Source organism: Stenotrophomonas sp. YJH_SMC_135 (genome assembly GCF_059372355.1).
In genome coordinates, this window is record NZ_JCAFVN010000003.1 from 96468 (window position 1) to 117736 (window position 21269).

General features: G+C 68.6%; 21 protein-coding genes. 18 read left to right on the forward strand and 3 right to left on the reverse strand.

Features of this window, described 5'->3' with window-relative positions:
• Window positions 1-298 precede the first annotated feature (298 nt).
• On the forward strand, window positions 299-733 hold the full coding sequence (locus tag AC5P98_RS11355; RefSeq protein WP_014647503.1) for a VOC family protein: 435 nt from the start codon (window positions 299-301) through the stop codon (window positions 731-733).
• A 271-nt stretch (window positions 734-1004) separates the two neighbouring features.
• Window positions 1005-1709 (forward strand): AraC family transcriptional regulator, encoded by a 705-nt coding sequence (locus tag AC5P98_RS11360; protein ID WP_100450253.1) that lies wholly within the window; start codon window positions 1005-1007, stop codon window positions 1707-1709.
• Window positions 1710-1718: 9 nt separating this feature from the next.
• Here AC5P98_RS11360 and AC5P98_RS11365 read toward each other — a convergent pair whose 3' ends face one another.
• Complete coding sequence (locus tag AC5P98_RS11365; RefSeq protein ID WP_100450254.1) at window positions 1719-2609, reverse strand: sterol desaturase family protein; 891 nt, start codon at window positions 2607-2609, stop codon at window positions 1719-1721.
• 132 nt (window positions 2610-2741) lie between these two features.
• On the opposite strand from AC5P98_RS11365, the gene AC5P98_RS11370 reads away from it, so the two are divergent.
• The 7 genes from AC5P98_RS11370 to AC5P98_RS11400 all read left to right on the forward strand — a co-directional run bounded on the left by AC5P98_RS11370 (window position 2742) and on the right by AC5P98_RS11400 (window position 11437).
• Window positions 2742-3692: a LysR family transcriptional regulator gene (locus AC5P98_RS11370; RefSeq protein ID WP_172412088.1), complete on the forward strand. Its 951-nt coding sequence runs from the start codon at window positions 2742-2744 to the stop codon at window positions 3690-3692.
• A gap of 92 nt (window positions 3693-3784) precedes the next feature.
• A complete protein-coding gene (locus AC5P98_RS11375) occupies window positions 3785-4435 on the forward strand; it encodes a DsbA family oxidoreductase (protein ID WP_014647507.1) in 651 nt (216 codons plus the stop codon).
• 36 nt (window positions 4436-4471) lie between these two features.
• Window positions 4472-5479 (forward strand): cyclase family protein, encoded by a 1008-nt coding sequence (locus AC5P98_RS11380; protein ID WP_049418880.1) that lies wholly within the window; start codon window positions 4472-4474, stop codon window positions 5477-5479.
• A gap of 219 nt (window positions 5480-5698) precedes the next feature.
• Window positions 5699-6313 carry a translesion DNA synthesis-associated protein ImuA gene (gene imuA, locus AC5P98_RS11385; protein ID WP_014647509.1) on the forward strand — a complete coding sequence of 205 codons (615 nt, stop codon included), beginning with the start codon at window positions 5699-5701 and terminating at the stop codon, window positions 6311-6313.
• 9 nt (window positions 6314-6322) lie between these two features.
• Entirely contained in the window at window positions 6323-7732 is a 1410-nt protein-coding gene (locus tag AC5P98_RS11390; protein ID WP_049406211.1) for a Y-family DNA polymerase, read from the forward strand.
• 6 nt (window positions 7733-7738) lie between these two features.
• Window positions 7739-10849 carry an error-prone DNA polymerase gene (locus AC5P98_RS11395; protein ID WP_032957267.1) on the forward strand — a complete coding sequence of 1037 codons (3111 nt, stop codon included), beginning with the start codon at window positions 7739-7741 and terminating at the stop codon, window positions 10847-10849.
• An 81-nt stretch (window positions 10850-10930) separates the two neighbouring features.
• Window positions 10931-11437 carry a hypothetical protein gene (locus AC5P98_RS11400; RefSeq protein ID WP_032957269.1) on the forward strand — a complete coding sequence of 169 codons (507 nt, stop codon included), beginning with the start codon at window positions 10931-10933 and terminating at the stop codon, window positions 11435-11437.
• Between the two features lie 102 nt (window positions 11438-11539).
• Here AC5P98_RS11400 and ptsJ read toward each other — a convergent pair whose 3' ends face one another.
• Window positions 11540-12826: a MocR-like B6 salvage transcription factor PtsJ gene (gene ptsJ, locus AC5P98_RS11405; RefSeq protein ID WP_495230031.1), complete on the reverse strand. Its 1287-nt coding sequence runs from the start codon at window positions 12824-12826 to the stop codon at window positions 11540-11542.
• A gap of 76 nt (window positions 12827-12902) precedes the next feature.
• Here ptsJ and AC5P98_RS11410 point away from each other — a divergent pair, with 76 nt between their 5' ends.
• From AC5P98_RS11410 to AC5P98_RS11450, 9 genes are all read left to right on the forward strand, one after another.
• Window positions 12903-13676, forward strand: coding sequence for a YggS family pyridoxal phosphate-dependent enzyme (locus AC5P98_RS11410; protein WP_100450259.1), 774 nt, complete (start codon window positions 12903-12905; stop codon window positions 13674-13676).
• Complete coding sequence (locus AC5P98_RS11415; protein WP_032957277.1) at window positions 13673-14374, forward strand: glutamine amidotransferase; 702 nt, start codon at window positions 13673-13675, stop codon at window positions 14372-14374. Before AC5P98_RS11410 ends, AC5P98_RS11415 begins: the two co-directional genes overlap by 4 nt.
• Complete coding sequence (locus tag AC5P98_RS11420) at window positions 14371-14595, forward strand: hypothetical protein (protein ID WP_014647516.1); 225 nt, start codon at window positions 14371-14373, stop codon at window positions 14593-14595. Before AC5P98_RS11415 ends, AC5P98_RS11420 begins: the two co-directional genes overlap by 4 nt.
• A gap of 98 nt (window positions 14596-14693) precedes the next feature.
• A complete protein-coding gene (locus tag AC5P98_RS11425) occupies window positions 14694-15200 on the forward strand; it encodes a hypothetical protein (protein ID WP_049406203.1) in 507 nt (168 codons plus the stop codon).
• Window positions 15201-15322: 122 nt separating this feature from the next.
• On the forward strand, window positions 15323-15832 hold the full coding sequence (locus AC5P98_RS11430) for an RNA polymerase sigma factor (RefSeq protein ID WP_049406201.1): 510 nt from the start codon (window positions 15323-15325) through the stop codon (window positions 15830-15832).
• Entirely contained in the window at window positions 15829-16755 is a 927-nt protein-coding gene (locus AC5P98_RS11435; protein WP_049406199.1) for a FecR family protein, read from the forward strand. Before AC5P98_RS11430 ends, AC5P98_RS11435 begins: the two co-directional genes overlap by 4 nt.
• Before the next feature lie 64 nt (window positions 16756-16819).
• On the forward strand, window positions 16820-19291 hold the full coding sequence (locus tag AC5P98_RS11440; protein ID WP_049406197.1) for a TonB-dependent receptor: 2472 nt from the start codon (window positions 16820-16822) through the stop codon (window positions 19289-19291).
• Window positions 19278-20078 (forward strand): ChaN family lipoprotein, encoded by an 801-nt coding sequence (locus tag AC5P98_RS11445; protein WP_049406195.1) that lies wholly within the window; start codon window positions 19278-19280, stop codon window positions 20076-20078. Before AC5P98_RS11440 ends, AC5P98_RS11445 begins: the two co-directional genes overlap by 14 nt.
• Window positions 20071-20784 carry an energy transducer TonB family protein gene (locus AC5P98_RS11450; RefSeq protein ID WP_049406194.1) on the forward strand — a complete coding sequence of 238 codons (714 nt, stop codon included), beginning with the start codon at window positions 20071-20073 and terminating at the stop codon, window positions 20782-20784. The genes AC5P98_RS11445 and AC5P98_RS11450 overlap by 8 nt, the downstream gene beginning before the upstream one ends.
• Here the strand turns inward: AC5P98_RS11450 and AC5P98_RS11455 are convergent.
• Window positions 20781-21215 (reverse strand): RidA family protein, encoded by a 435-nt coding sequence (locus tag AC5P98_RS11455; protein WP_049406192.1) that lies wholly within the window; start codon window positions 21213-21215, stop codon window positions 20781-20783. The genes AC5P98_RS11450 and AC5P98_RS11455 overlap by 4 nt on opposite strands.
• Window positions 21216-21269 lie beyond the last annotated feature (54 nt).

The window sequence follows — 21269 nt, forward strand, 5'->3', positions numbered from 1 at the left end:
GAAAGTGCCGCCGAAGGGTGCAGCGTTCATGCCGCGCAGGGGTTGCCAGGCAACGCCCCGCAGGCCGATGGACGGGCCGGTCTGCGCGCGGGACCCTCCTCCCGGCGTGACAACCTGCCTGCCCGGGCCGCGCAGGGCGACCCAATCCTGTGAAGATTGTGCGAGGGCGTTCACACCTGTCAACAGGACCTAAGTCACAGAGGCAACCCGGCCAATGGTTATCAGGCCATCACTGGCGGTCATCAGCGCGCCGCGCGAGGCTGCTGATAATGGAGATCCCTGGCCACGAATCGAGCCCATGACCGTACATCGCGACTTCGATCATCTCTGGCGCGACCGCTGTGACACCTCCAGCCAGCGCGCGCCGCGCGTGCTGATCCGGGTGTTCGTGGCCCCGGGCGAGCTGGAGCGCAGCGTGGCGTTCTACGAGCAGTTGCAGGGCGTGGTAGCCGATGCGGGGTTCCCGTTCCCGGAAGCCGGGCTGCGCCTGGCGATGGTCGGCGCCTTCCTGCTGATCGAAGGCAGCCAGGCGGCACTGGCCCCGTTCACCTCGACCACGGGGACACTGCTGGTCGATGATGTTCGGCCCTATCACGACAAACTGGTCGCCGCCGGCGCCGAGATCATCTTCCCGCTGCAGGTAGTCCCGACCGGGGCGGCGTTCAATGCGGTGCATCCCGATGGCACCGTGGTTGAATACGTGCATCACCGGCCGGATCCGCACGGCCGGTGAGGGGACGGCCGGGCTGCGCCCGGCACCCGCAGAGGCAACGGCCAAAGCAACAGCGGGGCTCCTGTGGGTAGGCGGGGTGGGTCCGTTGGCGGGGGACGCCGTGAATCCGTCCCTGGAGGCTCGGTCGCGCCATCCATGGCGCTCACGCCCCCGCCAACGGACCCACCCCGCCTTCAACAATTTCTCGCAACCTGCGGTAGATCCACGCCATGCGTGGATGCTCTTCGTTTCATTGTCGAAATATTTGATTTCGATGGAGATTCATCCACGCATGGCGTGGATCTACAATCCCTCAATGTCCTCCCCCACCCTGCCCTGGAATGGCACGTTGCTGCTGGATGCTCACGTGGCCGTGCTGCAGGGTCATGCCGGTGACAGCGCCGCGCACGCGCACTACGCCCATCAACTGCTGCTCAGCGACGGCGCAGCCTGGAAGGTCGAGGTCGATGGCGTGCAGCAGCAAGGCCAGCGGCTGTGGCTGCCGTCATTCCAGCCGCACGCGATCCTGTTAGCGCCAGAAGCAGGCTGCACGGTGTTCCTTGAGCCGACGCATGCCAATCCCGCACAGATCCAGCAATACCTGCACGCACTGCCGGGCAACGCGCTGGAACTGCACGGCTGGCTGCCACGGCTGAGCCGCCCGCAACCGCTGGACCGCCGCGTGCAGGCGGCATTGGCCCGTATCGCCCAGCACCTGCCCGGCCCGGTGCCGGCCGCCGATATCGCCGGGGCGGCGCACCTGTCGACCAGCCAGCTGCACCGGCGTTTCCAGTCTGATCTGGCGGTGACCCTGCGCGGCTGGGTGCTGTGGCAGCGGCTGCGCCGCGCACTCATGCATCATCTGCGCGGGCACACCCTGACCGACAGTGCGCATGCCGCTGGATTCGCCGATCTGGCCCATCTGTCGCGCAGCCTGCGCCGCATGTTCGGTATCGGTGCCGCGCAGCTGCAGGGCCTGCAGCTTCACGCGGCCTGACACGGCCCATCATCCGCGCCTGCGCAGACCTTCCGGCAGCTCCGGCACCTCGCCATGCGGCAGTTCGCGGAACGGCGCCAGCAGCTGTTCCGGATAATCGCGCGGATAGTCCGGTTGGCTGCCGATGCCGAGGTCGCGCTGCTGCAGCCGATAGCCCGGCGCATCGAAGGCGGTCCCCAGCAGGTGATCCCAGACGGTCAGGAACAAGCCGAAGTTGACGTCGCCAGCGGTGCCGTAACGCATGTGGTGGAAGCGGTGCAGCGGCGCCCACGCCATCACCCGGCCCAGCAGGCCCGGGCGCATGTCCACGTTGGAGTGCTGCAGCAGCAGCTGGATGGCAATGGCGAAGGCCAGCACCGCAGCCACCGGCATCGGCAGGCCCAACAGCAGCAGCGGCAGTACGCCGCCCACTGCTTCGGCCGCCTGGTGCAACGGATGCTTCATCAAGCCGTTGAAGCCGTACATGCGGGTGACGCTGTGATGCACCGCGTGCAACCGCCACAGCCAGCCGACGCGATGGCTGGCGTAGTGCACCAAGGTAATGCCAAGGTCGGCGCAGACGATGGCCAGCAGTACCTGCAGAACGAACGGCCACTGCAGCGGCCACAGCTGCCACGGAAGGAGCGCTGCCAGCAGCGGCACCGCAGCGATCGACAGCAGGTTCAGGCTTTCGTTGACCAGTGCATGCAGGGTGTCACGCAGACTGTCGCCGTGGTCGTGGTTGAACGCGGGGTCATACGGCCAGGCACGTTCGGCAGCGAACGAAACCGCGATGGCGACCGCCAGCAAGGCCAGCAGCCATAGCGGATCGCCATGGAGGTGGCCGACCCAGACGACGGCGGCGGCAACGAAACCGAGCAGGAACAACGGGGCATACAGGCGGAGGATCCAGTGTTTCATGGGCAACCCGGAACATGAGGGGCCTGCATGCTGGCGCGGCACGACGGTTGCGGGCTTGAACAAACGGCGCAACCCGCCCCGCCTCGGTGGATATCCCCCCTTTGGCCGACACCGCGTTTCCCCCACCCACGGATGGCGTGGATCTACAATGGCGCCCTCATCGCGCCCGGTACCGGCATGGATTCCTTCAACCTGATGCGCGCCTTCCGCCGCATCGTCGAACGCGGCGGGCTGGCCCGCGCTGCCGAAGACCTGGGCATGTCGCCGGCCGGGCTGAGCAAGCAGTTGCGCGCGCTGGAAACGCACCTGGGCGTGGTGCTGCTGCAGCGGACCACGCGGCGCATGAGCCTGACCGAGACCGGCCACGCCTATTACCGCGAATGCTGCCGCCTGCTCGACGAATTGGACGCATTGGAACGTGGCATCGCCGAACAGCGTGGCGAGGTGGCCGGGCGCCTGCGTGTCAATGCACCGCAGTCGTTCGCACTGAGCACGCTGTCGCCGCTGCTGCCACGCTTCCTGCAACAGCATCCACAGCTGTCGCTGGACCTGGTGATGGAAGATCGCCTGCTTGATGCGGTCGGTGAGGGTTTCGATGTGTCGTTGCGGCTGCGTGCCGAGCTGGACGACTCGCGACTGGTGGCGCGCCGGCTTGCCTCGCTGCAACAGGTGCTGTGCGCTGCCCCGTCCTACCTGCGGCAGCGTCCAGCACCGCAGGCGGTGGACGATCTGCAGGTGCACAGCGTACTGGCCTACAGCCTGTCCGACTCCCCCGGCAGCTGGCCGCTGCTCGGCCCGGATGGGCAGGTGACCATCACCCTGCCGGCACGCGTCACCGTCAACAACAGCCTGCTGCTGCGCGACCTGCTGGTGGCCGGCATGGGCATCGGCGCCCTGCCCTCGTTCCTGGCGGCACCAGCGCTGGCCCGTGGCGAACTCCAACAGGTGCTGCCCGACCACCGCTATCCGCCACGCTTCGTGCATGCGGTCTATCCCACGTCGCGCCACCTGCAACCCAAGGTGCGTGCCTTCATCGATTTCCTGCACGCCGAGCTGCCCCGCTGCGCCGGCCTGGATTCGTAACCGCCAGCGAAAACTGAGCTGCCCACGGCGCGCTGTTTCGGCCCCGCCGCGCTGCCTAATCTGCCGCCTCCCCTCTCACCGATGGCAGGCAGATGTCTCCCGTTCCTTCCCCCGCCACCGCCGCGCCGGTGGTCGACTTCTTCCACGACGTGGTCTGCGGCTGGTGCTTCGTGCTGGCCCCGCGCCTGCAGCAGGTCTCGGCCGAACTCGGCATCCAGGTGCGCCATCGCAGCTTCGTGCTGCAGGACTCGCGCGCGCAGATGGTCGAGGTGTTCGGCTCGATGGAGCGCGCCAAGGCGATCATCCTGCGCCACTGGACCGACTGCGCCGCGCATGAAGACAGCGCGCGCATCGATATCGAAGGCATGCGCGCACAGGACTTCGAATATCCCTCCGGCTGGCTCGGCGCACTGGCCTGCCAGGCCGCAGGGTTGATCGGCGGCAATGATGCCCATGGCGCAATGTTCGACGCGGTGCAATGGGCGCACCTGCACCAGCACCGCAACATCGGCGACGCCGAAGTGCTGCTGGATATCGCCGAATCACTGGGCCATCCCCGTGGTGCCTTCGCTGACCACATGCGCAGCGACGCAGTACGCCAGCGCGTGCAGGCCGATCGTGCCGACGCCGCTGCCCTCGGCATCCGCTCCATTCCCACCGTGATCGGCGGCAACGGCCTGCGCCTGCAGACCCTGCCGCTGCCGCAACTGCGCCAGGCCCTGGCGCCCCTGGTCGCGGCCTGAGCCGCACCCTCCCCCACCCTGCAAGGAGATTCCCCCATGACCCCACGTATCCTGGCCAGCGCGCTGGCCCTGCTGCTGGCCGGCACCGCGGCGTCCACCACCGTGTCCGCGCACGAACGCGTTCCCTCCGGCCAGCAGGTCGGCACCAGCCCCTGGGGGCCGAAGGACGAGATCGGCCGGCTCAACCTGATCACCGAAGCCTCGCGTGCGGCGATCCTGTCGCGGGTCAGCGGCGGCAAGGCCTATGACCTGGCCACCGACTACTACGTCGGCATGCCCAGCTGGCAGGACGCCGGCGACCCGCACTACCAGTTCTGGATGACCCACACCCCGCGCGGCACGGTGATGGATGATCCGATGGGCGTGGGCGAGAGCATGAACCTCACCCGCAGCTACACCGGCACCGCGTTCTCGATGTACAGCCACACCGGCACCCACATCGATGCGCTGAACCACTTCGGCATCCACGGAAAGATCTGGAACGGCTTCGAGGCCGACAAGCATCTCGGCGATCGTGGCTGGAATGTCACCGGCATCGAGAAATTCCCGCCGCTGATCGCGCGTGGCGTACTGATCGACGTGGCCGCCGCCAAGGGCGTGGACATGCTGCCGGACAGCTACCGCGTCACCCGCCAGGACCTGAAGGATGCGCTGGCACGCCAGCGGGTGAAGCTGCAGCAGGGCGACGTGGTGCTGATCCGCACCGGCCGCATGCGCCTGTTCGAACAGCCCAAGGCCTACATGGCCAACCCGCCGGGCATGGGCCTGGACGCGGCGCGCTTCCTGGTTGAGGACAGCGGCGCGATGATCGTCGGCGCCGACAACCTGAGCTTCGAGACCTTCCCCTCGGAGGTGGCCGACGACTACGTGCCGCTGCACACCTACCTGCTGGCCCAGCAGGGCGCGCCGATCATCGAACTGGTGGCGCTGGATGAACTGGCCCGCGACAAGGTCTACGAGTTCGCCTTCATCGGCGGCCCGCTGAAGATCCGCGGCGGCGATGCCGCGCCGCTGCGCCCGGTCGCGCTGCCGGTCCGCCCGTAACCGGGCCCTGTGGGTGCCGACCTGGCTCGGCACTCCTTTCCCACTTCAGCAACCTGAAACCCGGCCCGCCAATTTCATTAGTAATTCTACTCACAAGGCGAGTAGCATGTCTGGTCTCAGCCCCTGATACCAGCCCGCCGATACTCGCTCCATGCCTGTCGTTTCCGCCCGTTCCTGCCGCTTCCAGCCCGCCCGGCGCCTCCCTTGGAGGACCGGCTGATGGGCGCCGTCGTCGCCCTCGACCGGCTGCTGGACGGCCGCCAGTTGTGGCGCGGCCCGGCCCGCCAGGGGCCGGCCAGCGACCACCTGGCCAGCGGCCACCCGGCGCTGGACGCACGCCTGCCCGGCGGCGGCTGGCCGGCCAGCGGGCTGTGCGAGGTGCTGCAGGCGGCGCCGGGCGTTGGCGAACTGGCACTGGTCTGGCCGGCGCTGGCCAGGCTGAGCCAGCGCGACCGCCCGATCGTGCTGGTCGCCCCACCCTATCGCCCGCATGCCCCGGCCTGGGCCGCGGCCGGGCTGGATCTGGCCCAGCTGCAGATCATCCACGCTGCGCCGAAGCAGGCGCTGTGGGCGGCCGAACAATGCCTGCGCTCTGCGGCCTGCGCGGCGGTGCTGTGCTGGCCGCACCAGGCCGACGATCGCGCCCTGCGCCGGCTGCAGGTCGCCGCCGACAGCGGCCAGTGCCTGGGCTTCGTGTTCCGCGAGGCGCAGGCAGCGCGCAACCCCTCCCCGGCCAGCCTGCGCCTGCAGCTCGACCACGGCCAGGTAAGGGTGCTGAAGTGCCGTGGCGGCCTGCCACCCGCGCAGCCGTTGCCACTGGCCATCACCCACTGAGGCCGCGCCATGCACTGGGCCTGCCTGTTGTTGCCGCAGCTGGCGCTGGACAGCGTGCTGCGCCTGCAGCCGGACCCCCAGCGGCCACTGGTGCTGCTGCAGGGCCCAGCGCAGCGCCGCGTGCTGCGTGCGGTCAGCCCGGCCGCGCGCGCAGCAGGGCTGCGCCCGGGCATGCTGCTGTCGGCCGCGCAGGTGCTGGTGCAGGACATGCACCTGCACGACTACGACCCTGACGCGGAACAGCACACCCGGCAGCTGCTGGCCAGCTGGGCCTACGCCTACAGCTCGCAGGTCAGCCTCGATTTCCCGCATGCACTGGTGCTGGAAATCGGCGCCAGCCGTGCCCTGTTCGGTGACTGGCTGACGATCGAAAAGCGCCTGCGCAACGAACTGCATGAACTCGGTTTCCGCCACCGCCTGGTGGCCGCGCCCACGGCGCATGCCGCGCGCGTGCTGGCCAACGTCCACGACGGCCTCGGCATCGATGCGCAGCAGCTGCCAGCGGCACTGGCGCAGCTACCCTTGCCGCGCTGCGGCCTGCCCAGCGACGCGGTGACCGTGCTCGGCCGTTCCGGCCTGCGCACGCTGGGTGCGGTGCTCGAGCTGCCGCGTGACAGCCTGGCCCGGCGCTTCGCACCGGAGGTACTGCAGCAGCTGGATGCACTGCGCGGCCTGCCCACCGCGCCGCTGCGCTACTACCAGCCACCGGACCGTTTCGATGCGCGCATCGAATTCGAATACGAGATCGAATCCAGCCAGGCCCTGCTGTTCCCGCTGCGCCGCCTGCTGCTGGACCTGGCCGCCTTCCTGTGTTCGCGCGATGGCGGCGTGCAGCGCTTCGACCTGCATTTCGAGCACGACCTGCTGCCGGCCAGCGTGCTGACCATCGGCCTGCTGGCCCCCGAACGCGATCCTGCGCTGCTGTTCGAGATCGCACGCAACCGCATGGAAGCGTTCGCCCTGCCGGCCGGCAGCCGCGCACTGCGCCTGCAGGCCGAGCAGCTGCCACCGTTCGTGCCCGCCGCGCGCGACCTGTTCGATACCCGGCCGGCGCAGGCGATGCCCTGGAACCAGCTGCGCGAGCGCCTGCGTGCGCGGCTGGGTGATGACGCCGTGCAGCCGCTGGCGGTGCAGGCCGACCATCGCCCCGAACGCGCCAGTGGCACCCAGCCACCGGCCAAGCCCCCGTCGTACTGGCCACTGCGCCCCGGCTGGTTGCTGGACACCCCACAACCGTTGCGTGACCCGCGCCTGCGCATCGTCGCCGGGCCGGAGCGGATCGAATCGGGCTGGTGGGACCAGGCCGACGCACGCCGCGACTACTACGTGGTGGAAACCGCACACGGCCAGCGCGGCTGGGCCTTCCGTGAGCGCAGCGATCCGCATGCGCCGTGGATGCTGCACGGCTGGTTCGGCTGAGCCGCCATGCACAGCGAACTGCCCGGCTACGCCGAACTGCACTGCCTGTCGGCCTTCAGTTTCCAGCGCGGTGCTTCGATCGCCGAAGAACTGTTCGCGCGCGCCGCTGGCCAGGGTTACCGGGCACTGGCGATCACCGACGAATGCTCGCTGGCCGGCATCGTGCGCGCCTGGCAGGCGGCGAAGGCGCATGGCGTGGCGCTGATCGTCGGCGCCGAATTCCAGGTCGAGGACGGGCCGAAGCTGGCCCTGCTGTGCACCGACCAGGCCGCCTATGCCGGGCTCTGCCAGTTGATCACCACCTGCCGGCGGCGCGCAGCCAAGGGCGAGTACCGCTGCCTGCGCGAGGATCTGCTCGGCCTGCCCGACGGCCTGCTGTGCCTGTGGCTGGACCGGCAACCGGCCGCCACCGACCTGGAACTACTGCGCGCCGGCTTCAATGATCGGCTGTGGTTGGCGGTGGAGCTGCACCACGAACACGACGACGCACGCCGCCTGCAGCAGCTGCAGGCCTTCGGCCAACGCCACCGCCTGCCGCTGGTCGCCAGTGGCGACGTGCACATGCACGTGCGCCGCCGCCGCGCCCTGCAGGACACCCTGACCGCGATCCGCCACCGCTGCAGCGTGGCCGAGGCTGGCTGGCGCCTGTTCCCCAACGGCGAGCGCCATCTGCGTCCGCGCACCGCGCTGGCCCAACTGTATCCGCCCGAATTGCTGGCCGAGACCCTGCGCATCGCCGAGCGCTGCCACTTCACCCTGGAACAGCTGCAGTACACCTACCCACGCGAGCTGGTGCCCGAGGGGCATGACCCGGACAGCTGGCTGCGCGTGCTGGTCGAGCGTGGCATCCCCTGGCGCTGGAAAGGCGGCATCGAACCGAAACAACGCGAGCAGATCGAACACGAACTGGCGTTGATCAAGCAGAAGAACTACGCCTCGTACTTCCTCACCGTGCAGGACATCGTGCGCTTCGCGCGCAGCCAGGACATCCTCTGCCAGGGCCGCGGCTCGGCGGCCAACTCCGCGGTGTGCTTCGTGCTGGGCGTGACCGAGATCGACCCGGCACGCAGCAACCTGCTGTTCGAGCGCTTCATCTCCGCCGAGCGCGACGAGCCACCGGATATCGACATCGATTTCGAGCACGAGCGCCGCGAGGAAGTGCTGCAGTACGTGTTCAAGCGCTATGGCCGCGAGCGCGCCGCACTGACCGCGGTGGCAATCAGCTACCGTGGCCGCAGCGCGATCCGCGACGTGGCCCGTGCACTTGGCCTGCCTATGGACCAGGTCAACGAACTGGGCGCGGCGATGGACCACTGGGGCGGCAACATCCCATTGCCGGAAACCCTGCGCGAGCGCGGTTTCGATCCGGACACGCCCTTGATGCGGCGCCTGCTGGCGCTGACCGCCGAGCTGATCGACTTCCCGCGCCACCTGTCGCAGCACCCCGGCGGTTTCGTGATTTCCGAACATCCCCTGTCGACCCTGGTGCCGGTGGAAAACGCGGCGATGGCCGACCGCACCGTCATCCAATGGGACAAGGACGATCTGGATGCCACCGGCCTGATGAAAGTCGACTGCCTGGCGCTGGGCATGCTTACCGCCATCCGCAAGTGCCTGGCCATGCTGAAACAGCATGGCCTGCATGAAGGACGCATGGATGCGATCCCGCCCAAGGATGCAAAGACCTTCGACATGATCTGCGCCGCCGACACCATCGGCGTGTTCCAGATCGAATCGCGCGCACAGATGGCGATGCTGCCGCGCATGCAGCCACGCACGTTCTATGACCTGGTGATCGAGGTGGCGATCGTGCGCCCGGGCCCGATCCAGGGCGACATGGTGCACCCCTATCTGGAGCGGCGCCGGATCCTGCGCGAACAGGGACCGGACGCGTTGAACGACCCGGACAATCCGCTCTACCCACCGCAGCTGGAACGCGTGTTCGCACGCACGCTGGGCGTGCCATTGTTCCAGGAACAGGTGATGCAGCTGGCGGTCGAAGCAGCCGGTTACACGCCTGGCCAGGCCGATGCCCTGCGCCGTTCGATGGCGGCCTGGAAACGCCGTGGCGGCTTGGAACCGCATCGTGAAAAACTGCTGGCAGGCATGTTGAAAAACGGTTTCAGCCGCGAATACGGTGAGCACCTGTTCGAGCAGATCAAGGGGTTCGGTGATTACGGTTTCCCGGAAAGCCACGCCGCCAGCTTCGCACTGCTGACCTATAACAGCTGCTGGCTGAAATGCCACCACCCGGCCGCATTCACTGCCAGCCTGATCAACAGCCAGCCGCTGGGTTTCTACAGTCCTGACCAGCTGCTGCAGGACGCGCGCCGGCATGGCATCCGCGTGCTTCCCGTGGACGTGCGCCACAGCGACTGGGACTGCACGCTGGATTTCAGCAGGGGCGCGGCCGCGATCCGGCTCGGCCTGCGCCTGGTCGACGGCTGCAATGAAGCGGCTGTACAGGCCATCATGCGCGAACGTGCACGGCGCCCGTTCGACGATGTGGGCGACCTGTGCCAGCGCACCGCCCTGGATCGCCGCCAGCAGGGCCTGCTGGCCGATGCCGGTGCGCTGCGCGGGCTCAGCGGCCATCGCCATCGTGCACGCTGGGATATCTCCGGCGTGGAGAACCGGCTGCCGCTGTTCGACCAGGCCCGCGCCACCGCTGAAGCACGTGTGCCGCTGCCCCTGCCCAGCGCCTGGGAGGACATGCAGGCCGATTACCGCAGCATCGGCACCACCCTCGGCCGCCACCCGATCTCGTTCCTGCGCACGCAGCTGCGCAGCCGCGGCTGCCTGGATGCCGCGCAGCTTGCGGGCCACGGCCATGGCCGTCGCGTGCGCATCGCCGGCCTGGTCCGCATGCGCCAGCGCCCGCAGACCGCCAGTGGCGTTACCTTCCTCACCCTTGAAGACGAGACCGGCATGGTCAATGCCGTGGTCTGGCGGCACCTGGCCGATCGCCAGCACCGGGTCCTGGTCGATACCCGGCTGATGCAGATCGACGGCCGCCTGGAACGCGTCGATGGCGTGCAGCATGTCATCGTGCAGCGCATGCACTGCCTGGATGAACTGTTGCAGGGGTTGCGCAGCCACAGCCGCGATTTCCATTGACGATACACAGCGTCACACAATGAACTGGCCATCGGTCGCCCGCATCCGCTATCGTCGCTGCATCCAAGGAAGGACGACACGATGCCGCGCGCACTGCTGCTGACCACGCTGGTGGTCTCCACACTCGCCCTGCTGGTTTCCGGCTGGACCGCCTGGAGCCTGCATCGCAGCCAATCGCCACAGCGCATCATCGAAGCGCGCGGGCTGATCATCCACGATGGCACGGGCCAACCCCGGGTGATCCTAGGCGCGCCGGTGCCCGACCCCCTCAGCCGGGGCCGTATCCAGGGGCCGCGCGCCACCGCCCTGTCCGGCCTGATCCTGCTCGGCCCGGATGGCTCCGAACGCGGGGGCTATGGCACCAGCGATCGCGGCGGTGAAGCCGTGCTGACCCTGGACGATGCCAATGGCACCACGGAAGTGTTCAAGGTGGTGGCCAACCCGGACCGTGGTGCCAGCCTGATGGTCAAGCACCAGAACAACACCGGCGCCATGCTCACCTCATGGCAGGGCAAGCCGGAACTGATGTTCGTCGATGACAGCGGCCAGTCCTACTACGTGCGCCCGGGCGCCAACGCCGCGCCCTGATCTGCTTCTGTAGCGTCGAGCCATGCTCGACTGCTTCTACCAACAGCAGCCGAGCATGGCTCGGCTCTACAAAGGCGAAGCAACGTCGAGCATCGCTCGACGCTACAGACCGCACACCGCCGCCAGGTCGTCAGCCAGCGGCCGCAGTTGCGCCGCGCCCAGCGCCGCGCAGGTGATGCGCAGGCCATGTGCCGGCGCCGCCACCGCGAACACCTCGCCAGCGCGCACATGCCATCCGCGCGCGGCCAGCGCCAGCACCTGCGGATGGCTGTCGCCCGGCAACGGCAGCCACAGGTTCAATCCCTCCATCGGCAGCGGCGTCGGCACGCCACGCGCGCGCAGCAGTTCCTGCAGCGACTGCAGGCGCTGCTGGTAACGCTCGCCTGCCGAGGCGATCTTCGCCCGCTGCGTTGACGACGCCAGCACCGAGGTTGCCGCGTCCTGCAGCAGGTGACTGACCCAGCCGATACCGGATGCCAATCGCAGCCGCAACCGCATCGCGGTTTCTTCATCGCAGGCCAGCCAGGCCAGCCGCAAGTCCGGGCCGAGCGGTTTGGACAACGAACGCAGCAGCGCCCAGCGCCGCCCATCCAGCGGCAGTACCGAGTGATAGGCCTGCTGCGAGAGCAGCGCATAGTGATCGTCGATCAGCACTGCTACCTGCGGGTACGCCGCCAGCAACTGCCGCAACGCCCGCGCCCGCTTCGCATCCAGGCTGGCCCCGGTCGGATTGTGCGCCCGGGGGGTGAGCAGCACCGCACGTGCACCAGCCTCCAGCGCCTGCCGCAGCGATTCGACCTGCATGCCCTGGGCATCCACCGCCACCGGCAACGGCGCATGACCCGACGCATTGAGCACATTGAGGCTGCCGAGGAAGCATGGATCCTCCACCGCGATGCGATCACCCGGCAGCAGCCACGCCGCCAGCAGGCGCTCGATGCCATCGACGGCGCCATGGGTCAGCTCCAGCGCATATCCCTCGGGGCAATCCGCATCCAGCGAGGCGCGTGCCAGCGCCTGCAACCTCGTGTCGACCGTACCCACGCCATACAGCCGCGGCGCCGCCGGGGTCAGGCGCAGGTTCGGCAGCAGGCGCGGATCCGGGTTGCCACCGGCCAGGTCCTGCAGCGCCAGCCCCGGGGTGCTGCCCTCGCGCGCCAGCGGCGGCGGCAGGCCACGCACCACCGTGCCGCGGCGGCCCGCCGTGCTGGCCAGTCCCGCCGCATCCAGGCGCTTGTAGGCAGCAGCCACGGTGTTGCGGTTCACGCCCAGCTGCTCGGCCAGTTCACGCACCGGCGGCAGCACGCTACCGGCCGACAGGCGACCCTTGCCGATGCCGTCGCGGATGCTGTCGAAGATCGACTCGGCGCTGTGCCCGGTGATTTCCATTTTGTCCTATGCCAAAATATCTCTTGTCCTGTGCCAGTGTATCCCACCCTGGCCACCCTGCATTGGAGGTGCCCGCATGCCCCTTGCCGCTGCCGACTGGCCCGTCGCCCAGTCCGTTGAACAGATCGCCGCCAACCTGGTCACGGTGCGCCAACGCATCGCCGATGCCTGCGCCCGCGTCGGCCGTGACCCGGCCAGCGTGCGCCTGCTGCCGGTCAGCAAGACCGTCGATGACGCCCGCATCCGCATGGCGGTGGCCGCCGGTTGCCGCGAGCTGGGCGAGAACAAGGTGCAGGAGGCGCAACGCAAGGCCGAGACGATGGCCGATCTTGGCGTGCACTGGTCGGTGATCGGGCATCTGCAGACCAACAAGGCGCGCTACGTGGCGCGCTTCGCCAGCGAGTTCCAGGCGCTGGACAGCCTGCGCGTGGCCGAAGCACTGCAGCAGCGCCTGCAGCTGGAAGACCGCACGCTGGATGTGTTCGTGCAGGTCAACACCTCCGCCGAACCCAGCAAGTATGGCCTGGAACCCGCTGCCGTCGAGGCCTTTGTGCAGCAGCTTCCAGCGTTCGATCGCCTGCGCGTGCGCGGCCTGATGACGCTGGCCATCTTCACCCCGGAGGTCGAACGCGTGCGTGCCTGCTTCGTGCGCCTGCGCGAACTGCGCGACCAGCTGCAGCGCACTGCACCTCCCGTCATGGACCTTTCGCAGTTGTCCATGGGCATGTCCGGAGACTTCGAAGTGGCGATCGAGGAAGGTGCCACCGTGGTCCGCGTCGGGCAGGCCATCTTCGGCGCACGCGCCACCCCGGACAGTTTCTACTGGCCCAGCAATGGAGCCCCCGCATGAAGCACGCGGTCGTCCTGCAACACGTCGCCTTTGAAGACCTCGGCATCCTGCAGCCACTGCTGTCGGCACAGGGCTGGCAGCTGCAGGTGCTGCAGGCCGGTATCGACGCGCTCGACTCCGCCGAAACCGCCGACCTGCTGGTCGTGCTGGGCGGCCCGGTCAGCGTCAACGATGTTGATCGCTATCCCTTCCTCAACGACAGCATCGCGTTGTTGCAACGTCGGCTGCAGCAGCAACGGCCCACGCTGGGCATCTGCCTCGGCGCGCAGCTGATGGCGCGCGCACTCGGTGCCGACGTCGCCGCCAGTGGTGGCAAGGAGATCGGCTTTGCGCCACTGCTGCTGACTGATGAAGGCCAGCGTTCTCCGCTGCAGTCCCTGCAGGGCATTCCGGTACTGCATTGGCATGGTGAGGCGTTCGAACTCCCGGCCGGTGCACGACGCCTGGCCAGCACGCCGGCCTGCCGCCACCAGGCCTTCGCCATGGGCAGCCATGCGTTGGCCCTGCAATGCCACCCGGAACTGGATGCCCGCCAGTTCGAACGCTGGCTGATCGGCCACACCCTGGAGCTGGCGCAGGCCGGCATCGATCCGAACGATCTTCGCGCCCAGGCACGCCGTTACGGTGCACCGCTGGCGGCGGCGGCCACCGCGATGTTCGACCATTGGCTGCAGGAGCTGCCGGAGACACCGCAATGAACTACCGATTGCAGATCCACCGCGATGGCGCCCACTGGGGCCACTTCGACTGCAGCGGCCCCGATGCCATGCAACGCATGGACACCATCGCCGCGCAGCTGCCTGCCGAACAGGGCTTCCAGCTGAAACGGCAGAAAGGTGTCGGCGAAGAGCGCATCCTGTCCAGCAATGCCGACGGCCTGCGCGTACTGGCTTCGCAGATCCAGTACCGCGACATCTGACGATCGTCACGGTAGTGCCGGCCGCTGGCCGGCACCCGAATCTGCCGGCCAGCGGCCGGCACTACCACGGCTGTTCGCCCGCGTGCGAAGCTTCACGCATGCTGACCCTGCAACGCGGCAGCCACCACGGGCTGCTGGTCGCCCCGCGCTGGCCCTCCACCCATATCCAACTGGAAGAAGAGGTACTGCAACGCCTGCTCGATGCGCAGGCAATGCTGCCTGCCGGGCTGCGACTGCTGCTCACGCGCGGCTTCGAACCCGGCCACAGCCGGCTCGGCAGCTTCCGTCGTGGCGTGCGTTGGCTCGGTATCGCGTTGTTCCGGGCCTGCTATCCGCAACGCCATGATGAGGTCGATGCCATCTTCGGCGCCAACGGCCACGACATCGATGGCCGTCATATCGATGTCTCGCTGGTACTGCACGGCAAGCGGCTACGGCTGCTGCCCGTGGGCGTATTCACCCCGCCACGCTGGCAGGATCGTCGCGTCGCCCGCCATGCCGAAGCGGTCGCGCGGGTGAAGCGCAGCCTGCAGCGCTGCGGCTTCGAGCTGCATCACAACCCCACCGAAGCCCTGCAGATCCACTGCGATTATCGCCCGCGCTGATCTCCCACCCGGGCAGGCGTGTCACGCCCATCGATAGATGCAAATGATTCTCTTTTGCTGTAAGGTGCAGCCGCTGCCCTTGCCGCCGCGGGCTGTTCCCTTTCCCAGTTGTCGCCCGCCCCGTGTCCACGCCTGTCGAACCGACGGATGTCGCGCAGCTGTGCGCGGCCCATTACCGGCCGCTGCACGCCCATGTCCGCCGTAAACTCCCGCAACGCAGCGACGCCGATGACGTCGTCCAGGAAACCTGGCTGCGTGTCATCAAGGTCGCCGCCAGCGGCCTGCTGCGCAACGGCCGCGGCTACCTGTACCGCGTCGCCCACAATCTGATCGCCGATCACTACCGGCAACGCCAGCGCCGTCGTGAGGAAGCGCTGGATGACGCCCAACTGCACGCCCTCGCCGATCCTGCACCGCTGCCGGAGCAGCACCTGCTGGACGCCGAACAGCTGCGCCATCTCGACGCGATCATCGCCGCGCTGCCACCGCGCTCGCGCCAGGTATTCCTGCTGGCCCGGGTGGAGCAGATGGCACTGGCCGAGATCGGCCGCCGGCTCGGCATCAGCCGGCAGACCGCGCACGGCCATCTGCTGCGTGCGCTGGTGGCGCTGCAGCAGGTACCCGGCGCATGAGCCCGGAGGCGATCGCGCGCGAGGCCGCGCGCTGGTGGCTGGACGGCCACGACGGCGGCCGCGACGAGCGTGCCTTCAACCAGTGGTACTACGCCGATTGCCGCCACGCCGCGCAGTACCAGCACCTGCAGGCGCTCTGGCAGGCCGGTGATGCCACGCCCAGCCTGCAGCGGCATCAGCGCAAGCGGCAGCGCCGGCACCTGCGCGACGCCGGCACTGCCGTGCTGCTGCTTTGCGCCTTGGGCCTGTATACCCGCCAGGCCGCACCACCGGCCGCGCAGGTGATGCGCACGGCGGCAGGCGAGATCCGTGAAGAAGTACTGCCGGACGGCTCGCACGTGCTGCTGTCACCCGGAAGCGAAGTCCATGTCCGCATCGATGCACAGCGCCGCCAGCTGCAGCTGCAGCACGGCCAAGCCTGGTTCAAGGTAGCCGCCGATGCGCAGCATCCGTTCCAGGTGCATACGACGCACGGCATGGTCACCGCGCTCGGTACGGCCTTCGACCTTGCCGTGCAGGACAACGACAGCGTGGTCACCGTCACTGAGCATCGCGTCCGTGTGGACAGCGGCACCCGCAGTGAGCAGGCCATCGAAGGGCAGCAGCTGCGCTTCGATGGACAGGCACCGATCATCGGCCTGGCCGCCAGCCACAGTGCCCTGGCCTGGCGCGAGCGTCGCCTGCATTGGGTCTCCACGCCCTTGGCCGAGGTCACCCAGGGCCTGGATCGCTGGCATAGCGGCCACACCTGGATCATCGGCGCACACCTGCGCCAGCAGCCGGTCACCCTGCTCGGCAGTGCAGACGGTGCGGCGCGCAGCCGCGACCAGCTGGCCACGCAGCTGCATGTACGCGTGCTGCGCCTGGGCGCGGGCGTGCAGGTGTGGCTGCCGCCACGCAGGGAACATCGCGATGCACCCTGACATCGGCCCTGCCACTGCGTCTACCCAGGATGACGACGCGCCGCGTCAGCCCCTGGAGCTCCCGATGCTGTTTCACCGTCCCCTTGTCCTCGCCCTGTCACTGGCCTGCGCCAGTCCGCTTCCGTTGTTACCTGCCAGCGCACACGCGCAGGCCGCCTCCCGTCACTTCGATCTTCCTGCGCAATCGCTGGCCAGCGCGCTGGATGCCTACAGCCGGCTGACCGGTGTCGATCTGGTGATCGGCGCGGCATTGCCAGGCGGCCAGACGGCGCCGGCACTACGCGGACGGTTCGACGACGCGCAGGCCCTGTCACGCCTGCTGGCCGGTAGCGGGCTGCGCCCCCGTTTCATCGACGCGCGCCGCGCCACCCTGGAACCGGCGCCGGCCGCCCCCTCCGATGGCAGCCGTCGAACCGGCCCGCTGCGCGTACAGGGCGATATCGCACACGGCCATTCCCCCGGTGCAGGCGCCAGCCAGTATGTCCCGGCGGCCCGCGATGGCTTTGCGCCCGCCGTCGGCAGCGAGCGCGTGGCGATGGCCGAACGCCAGGACGGCAACAGCCTGCTGCGTTCGATGCCCGGCACCCACAGTTTCCACTCGCGCAGCCAGCCCGGCCTGCAGGTCAACATCCGCGGCATGACCGGCGCCGGGCGGGTCAACACCATGATCGATGGTGTCACCCAGACCTTCCGCAACAACGCGGGCCATGGCTCCGGTGGTCCGTTCGCCTACGTCGACCCATTCCTGCTGGCCGGTGTGGACGTGCAACGCGGTGCGGTCGCCGGTGGTGATGGTGCCGGCACGCTGGCCGGCAGTGCCAATTTCCGCACGCTGGACATCGACGACCTGCTTGGCGAAGGTCGTGACTGGGGCCTGCGCGCGGGTTACCGCCATGGCAACAACGGCTACGGCAATGGCCGTACCTTTGCCGGTGCCTGGCGCCACAGCGAGGATGGCGGCGACCGCCAGTTCGGCCTGCTGGCCGCTGCCAGCAGCAGCCGCAGCGGCGAATACGCCACCGCGCGCGGGCAGAAGAACACCGCCGATCCGGGCAGCCAGCAGCCCAGCAGCTGGCTGTTGAAAGCACGCCTGCAGCCCAGTGACCAGCATCGGCTGGACCTGAGCCACATGCGCTACGAAAACGACTTTTACCACAACTACCCGTGGCAGATTTCCGCACGCAACCAGCGCGCCAGCTACCACTACACGCCCTACACGCCGTGGATCGACCTGCGCGCGACCTTCGCCGGCAACAAGACCCGGCTGTTCTATCCGCCCGTGGAGGATTCCAGCTACATCGGTCGCCGCACCCACAGCAGCCTGAGCAGCTGGACGCTCGACAACACCAGCCGCTTCGACATCGGTGCACTGCAGGCACGCTGGAACACCGGCATCAAGCACCAGTCGGACGTCTACGTGGCCGACACCCCCATCCTGCGCGGCGCCAACCCGCAGGGCCGCAGCCAGCTGGACAGCGTGTTCAGCACGCTGGAACTGCAGTACGACATCTACGCGCTGACTGCAGGCCTGCGCCAGGATCGCTATGGCATCCGCGGCCACGTCCCGGTGTGCTCGGATGTGCCCGGCCAGTGCGCCGAGATCAACGGCGGCGGCATCGACGTGCGCCGTACCCAGCGCGCACTCAGCCCCAGCCTGGCGGTCTCGTGGCAGGCCACCGACTGGCTGCAACTGTTCGCCGAAGCCTCGCGTACTTCCCGCCCGCCGCGCGTGCAGGAGATGTTCTTCGAGAAGATCCCGCTGGAAGGCATGAGCGATGCCGATGGCGTGGGTGCCAACCCGTTCCTGCGCCGAGAGCGCTCGCGCAACCTGCAGTTCGGCGCCAACCTCAGCGCCTCCTCGCTGCTGACCGACGGTGACCTGGCGCAGCTGCGCGTCACCCGCTTCGACAACCGCATCCGCGACTACATCAAGCCGCAGTACCTGCTGATCGTGCACCCGCCGGAGGTGGGGCCTTTCGTGGTACCGATCGACAGCGATCAGCAGCTCACTGCCTGGACCGATGCGCTGGACGTGGACGACTTCAGCACCACCACGCGCTGGATGAACCACCCCGGCGTGGTGCGCATGCGCGGTATCGAGCTGGAAGCGCACTACGCCAGCGCGCACTACCACGCCACGCTGAGCTGGACCCGCTCGCGCACCAGTGCGCCTGCCATCGAATTCGTCAACCTGGAAGACATCACCGCCCTGCCCGACCGCTTCTGGACGTTGGATGTCGGCGGCCGCTGGTGGCAGCAGCGCGTGCAGGCCGGCCTGCGCGCCGAATACTCCGGGCCCACCGAAGAAGGCTACGACTTCTTCCAGACCCGCAGGACCGGCGGTACCGGTGTACTGCTCGACTTCTACGCCAGCTTCAAGCCCCAGCCCAACACCACGCTGTGGCTGAACATCGAAAACCTGCAGAACAAGGCCTATGACAACAATGCCTCGATCGACAGCATCTTCAGCCCGATCCTGGACCGCGGCAACGGCCGTGGCCGCACCGTCTCGATGGGCGTCAATGTGGCGTTCTAGCCGCCGCTGGCTGCCGCTGTGCCTGCTCGCACTGGCCGCAACGGCCAGCGCGCAGCCTATGCCCGGCACGGTGATCGACCTGGCCAGCGGGCAGCGCCTGGACGAAGCCGCGTTCGTGAAGCGTGCAGCGAACGCCCCGCGGCTGCTGCTGGGCGAACGCCACGACCTGGCCGGTGACCACGCCGCCCAGCGCTGGCTGCTGCACGCGCTGCAACGGCAGCGTCCACAAGGCGCGCTGGTGATGGAGATGATCGCCAGTGAACGCCAACCGCGCCTGCAGCGGGTGCAGCGCTGGCTGGCCAAGGGCAACCATGCCGATGGTGCGCGCCTGCAGGCGCTGCTGGGCTGGGATACACGCTGGCCGTGGGCCACCTATGGCGGGCTGGTACAGGACGCCACCGCCGCCGGCATCCCCCTGTTCGGCGGCAACCTGTCGCGTGCCGAGGTCAATGCGTTGCTTGCCTCCAACACGTCGGTGCGGTTTCCGATGCCCACCGCCCGGCAACGCCTGTCAGCCGTGGTGCTGGCCCAGCACGCAGACGCCGCACCGATGCTGGAAGGGATGCTGGCCGTGCAACAGGCCCGCGACACCCGCATGGCACAGGCACTGACCGCAGCCCCTGCACCCGCGCTGCTGGTGGCCGGCCGCTGGCATGTACTGCGCGGCACCGGCGTGCCGGGCTACCTGCCATCGGAGGTACCGGCACTGGTGATCGCGCTTGCGTCACCCGACGAAGGCGTCGATGCGGTCGACGCCGATCTGCTGTGGGTGCCGGGCGATGAGTGAACGCGGCCAACACTGGCAGGCGATTGCCATCAGCATCGGCCTGCACCTGTTGCCCTTGCTGCTGTTGGTGCACTGGATGGCCGCGCCACCGTTGCTGCCGCCGCCTGAGCAGGATGTGCGCATCAGCCTGCGCCTGCTGGCACCGGCTACGCCTCCCCAGCCGGTCGAAGAGCGCCTGGCCGACACCCCCAGCCAGGCGCAGCAGGCGCGCGCGTCGCAACCGGCGAAGTCGCCCCCTCCGCCAAAGCCCACCGCCGCGCGCGAGGGCGAGGTGGCCGCCAGCGAGCTCGGTGGCCCTGGCCGGCAAGCCCTGCCGGTCGCCCCGCCTGCGGCCGTGACCGATGCCAGTCCCGCACCGGCATCGATCACGGCCGCGCCGCCCGCTCCCGACGCACCACCGGCGGACTTCCAGGCCGGCGCCGCCAGCGACCAGTGGGAAGCCCGCCTGATGGCGCGCCTGGAGCGTTATCGCTACTACCCCGCCGTCGCGCGCTCGCGCCGGCAGCAGGGAACGACCTGGGTCAGGGCCAGCATCGATCGCGAGGGACGCCTGCAGGCCCTGCGGCTGGAGCAGTCCAGCGGCCAACCGATGCTCGACGACGCCGCACTGCAGACGTTCCGCCGCGCGCAGCCGCTGCCGCCCATTCCCATGGAAATGAAGGCACCGCAGGAACTGGTGGTGCCGGTGGAGTACTACCTGCGCTAGGCGGCGTAGGCCTCCGCCTCGATCTCGAACAGCATGCCGTCCAGCGCCAGCCGTGGCACAGGAATCAGGGTGCAGGTCGGCGCTGCGCCGTTCGGCCAACGCCGCCGTACCTGCCGGGCGATGATGCCCAGCCGGTCCTCGTCGTGGTCGACCACCAGGATGCGCAACCGCGCGACATCGGCCAGGCTGGCCTGCGCCGAACGCAATGCGATCTGCAGGTTGTCCAGTGCCTGCTCGACCTGTTCCCCGAAGCCGGGGGAGAGATGACCATCGGCATCCTCACCGCCCTGCCCGGCGATATGGATCACCCGGGCGGGAAGGCGCACCACCGCCACGTGCGAGTAGCCGTTGGCCGAGGGATCGTAAAGCCCCGCAGGATTGAACAGTTCCAGCAGGCCGTGGCCCAGGTCCGGGGTGGTCAGCAGGTTCATGCCGCATGCCTCATGGGGAATGCGAGGCAGTCTGCGACCTCAACCAGAGTTGAG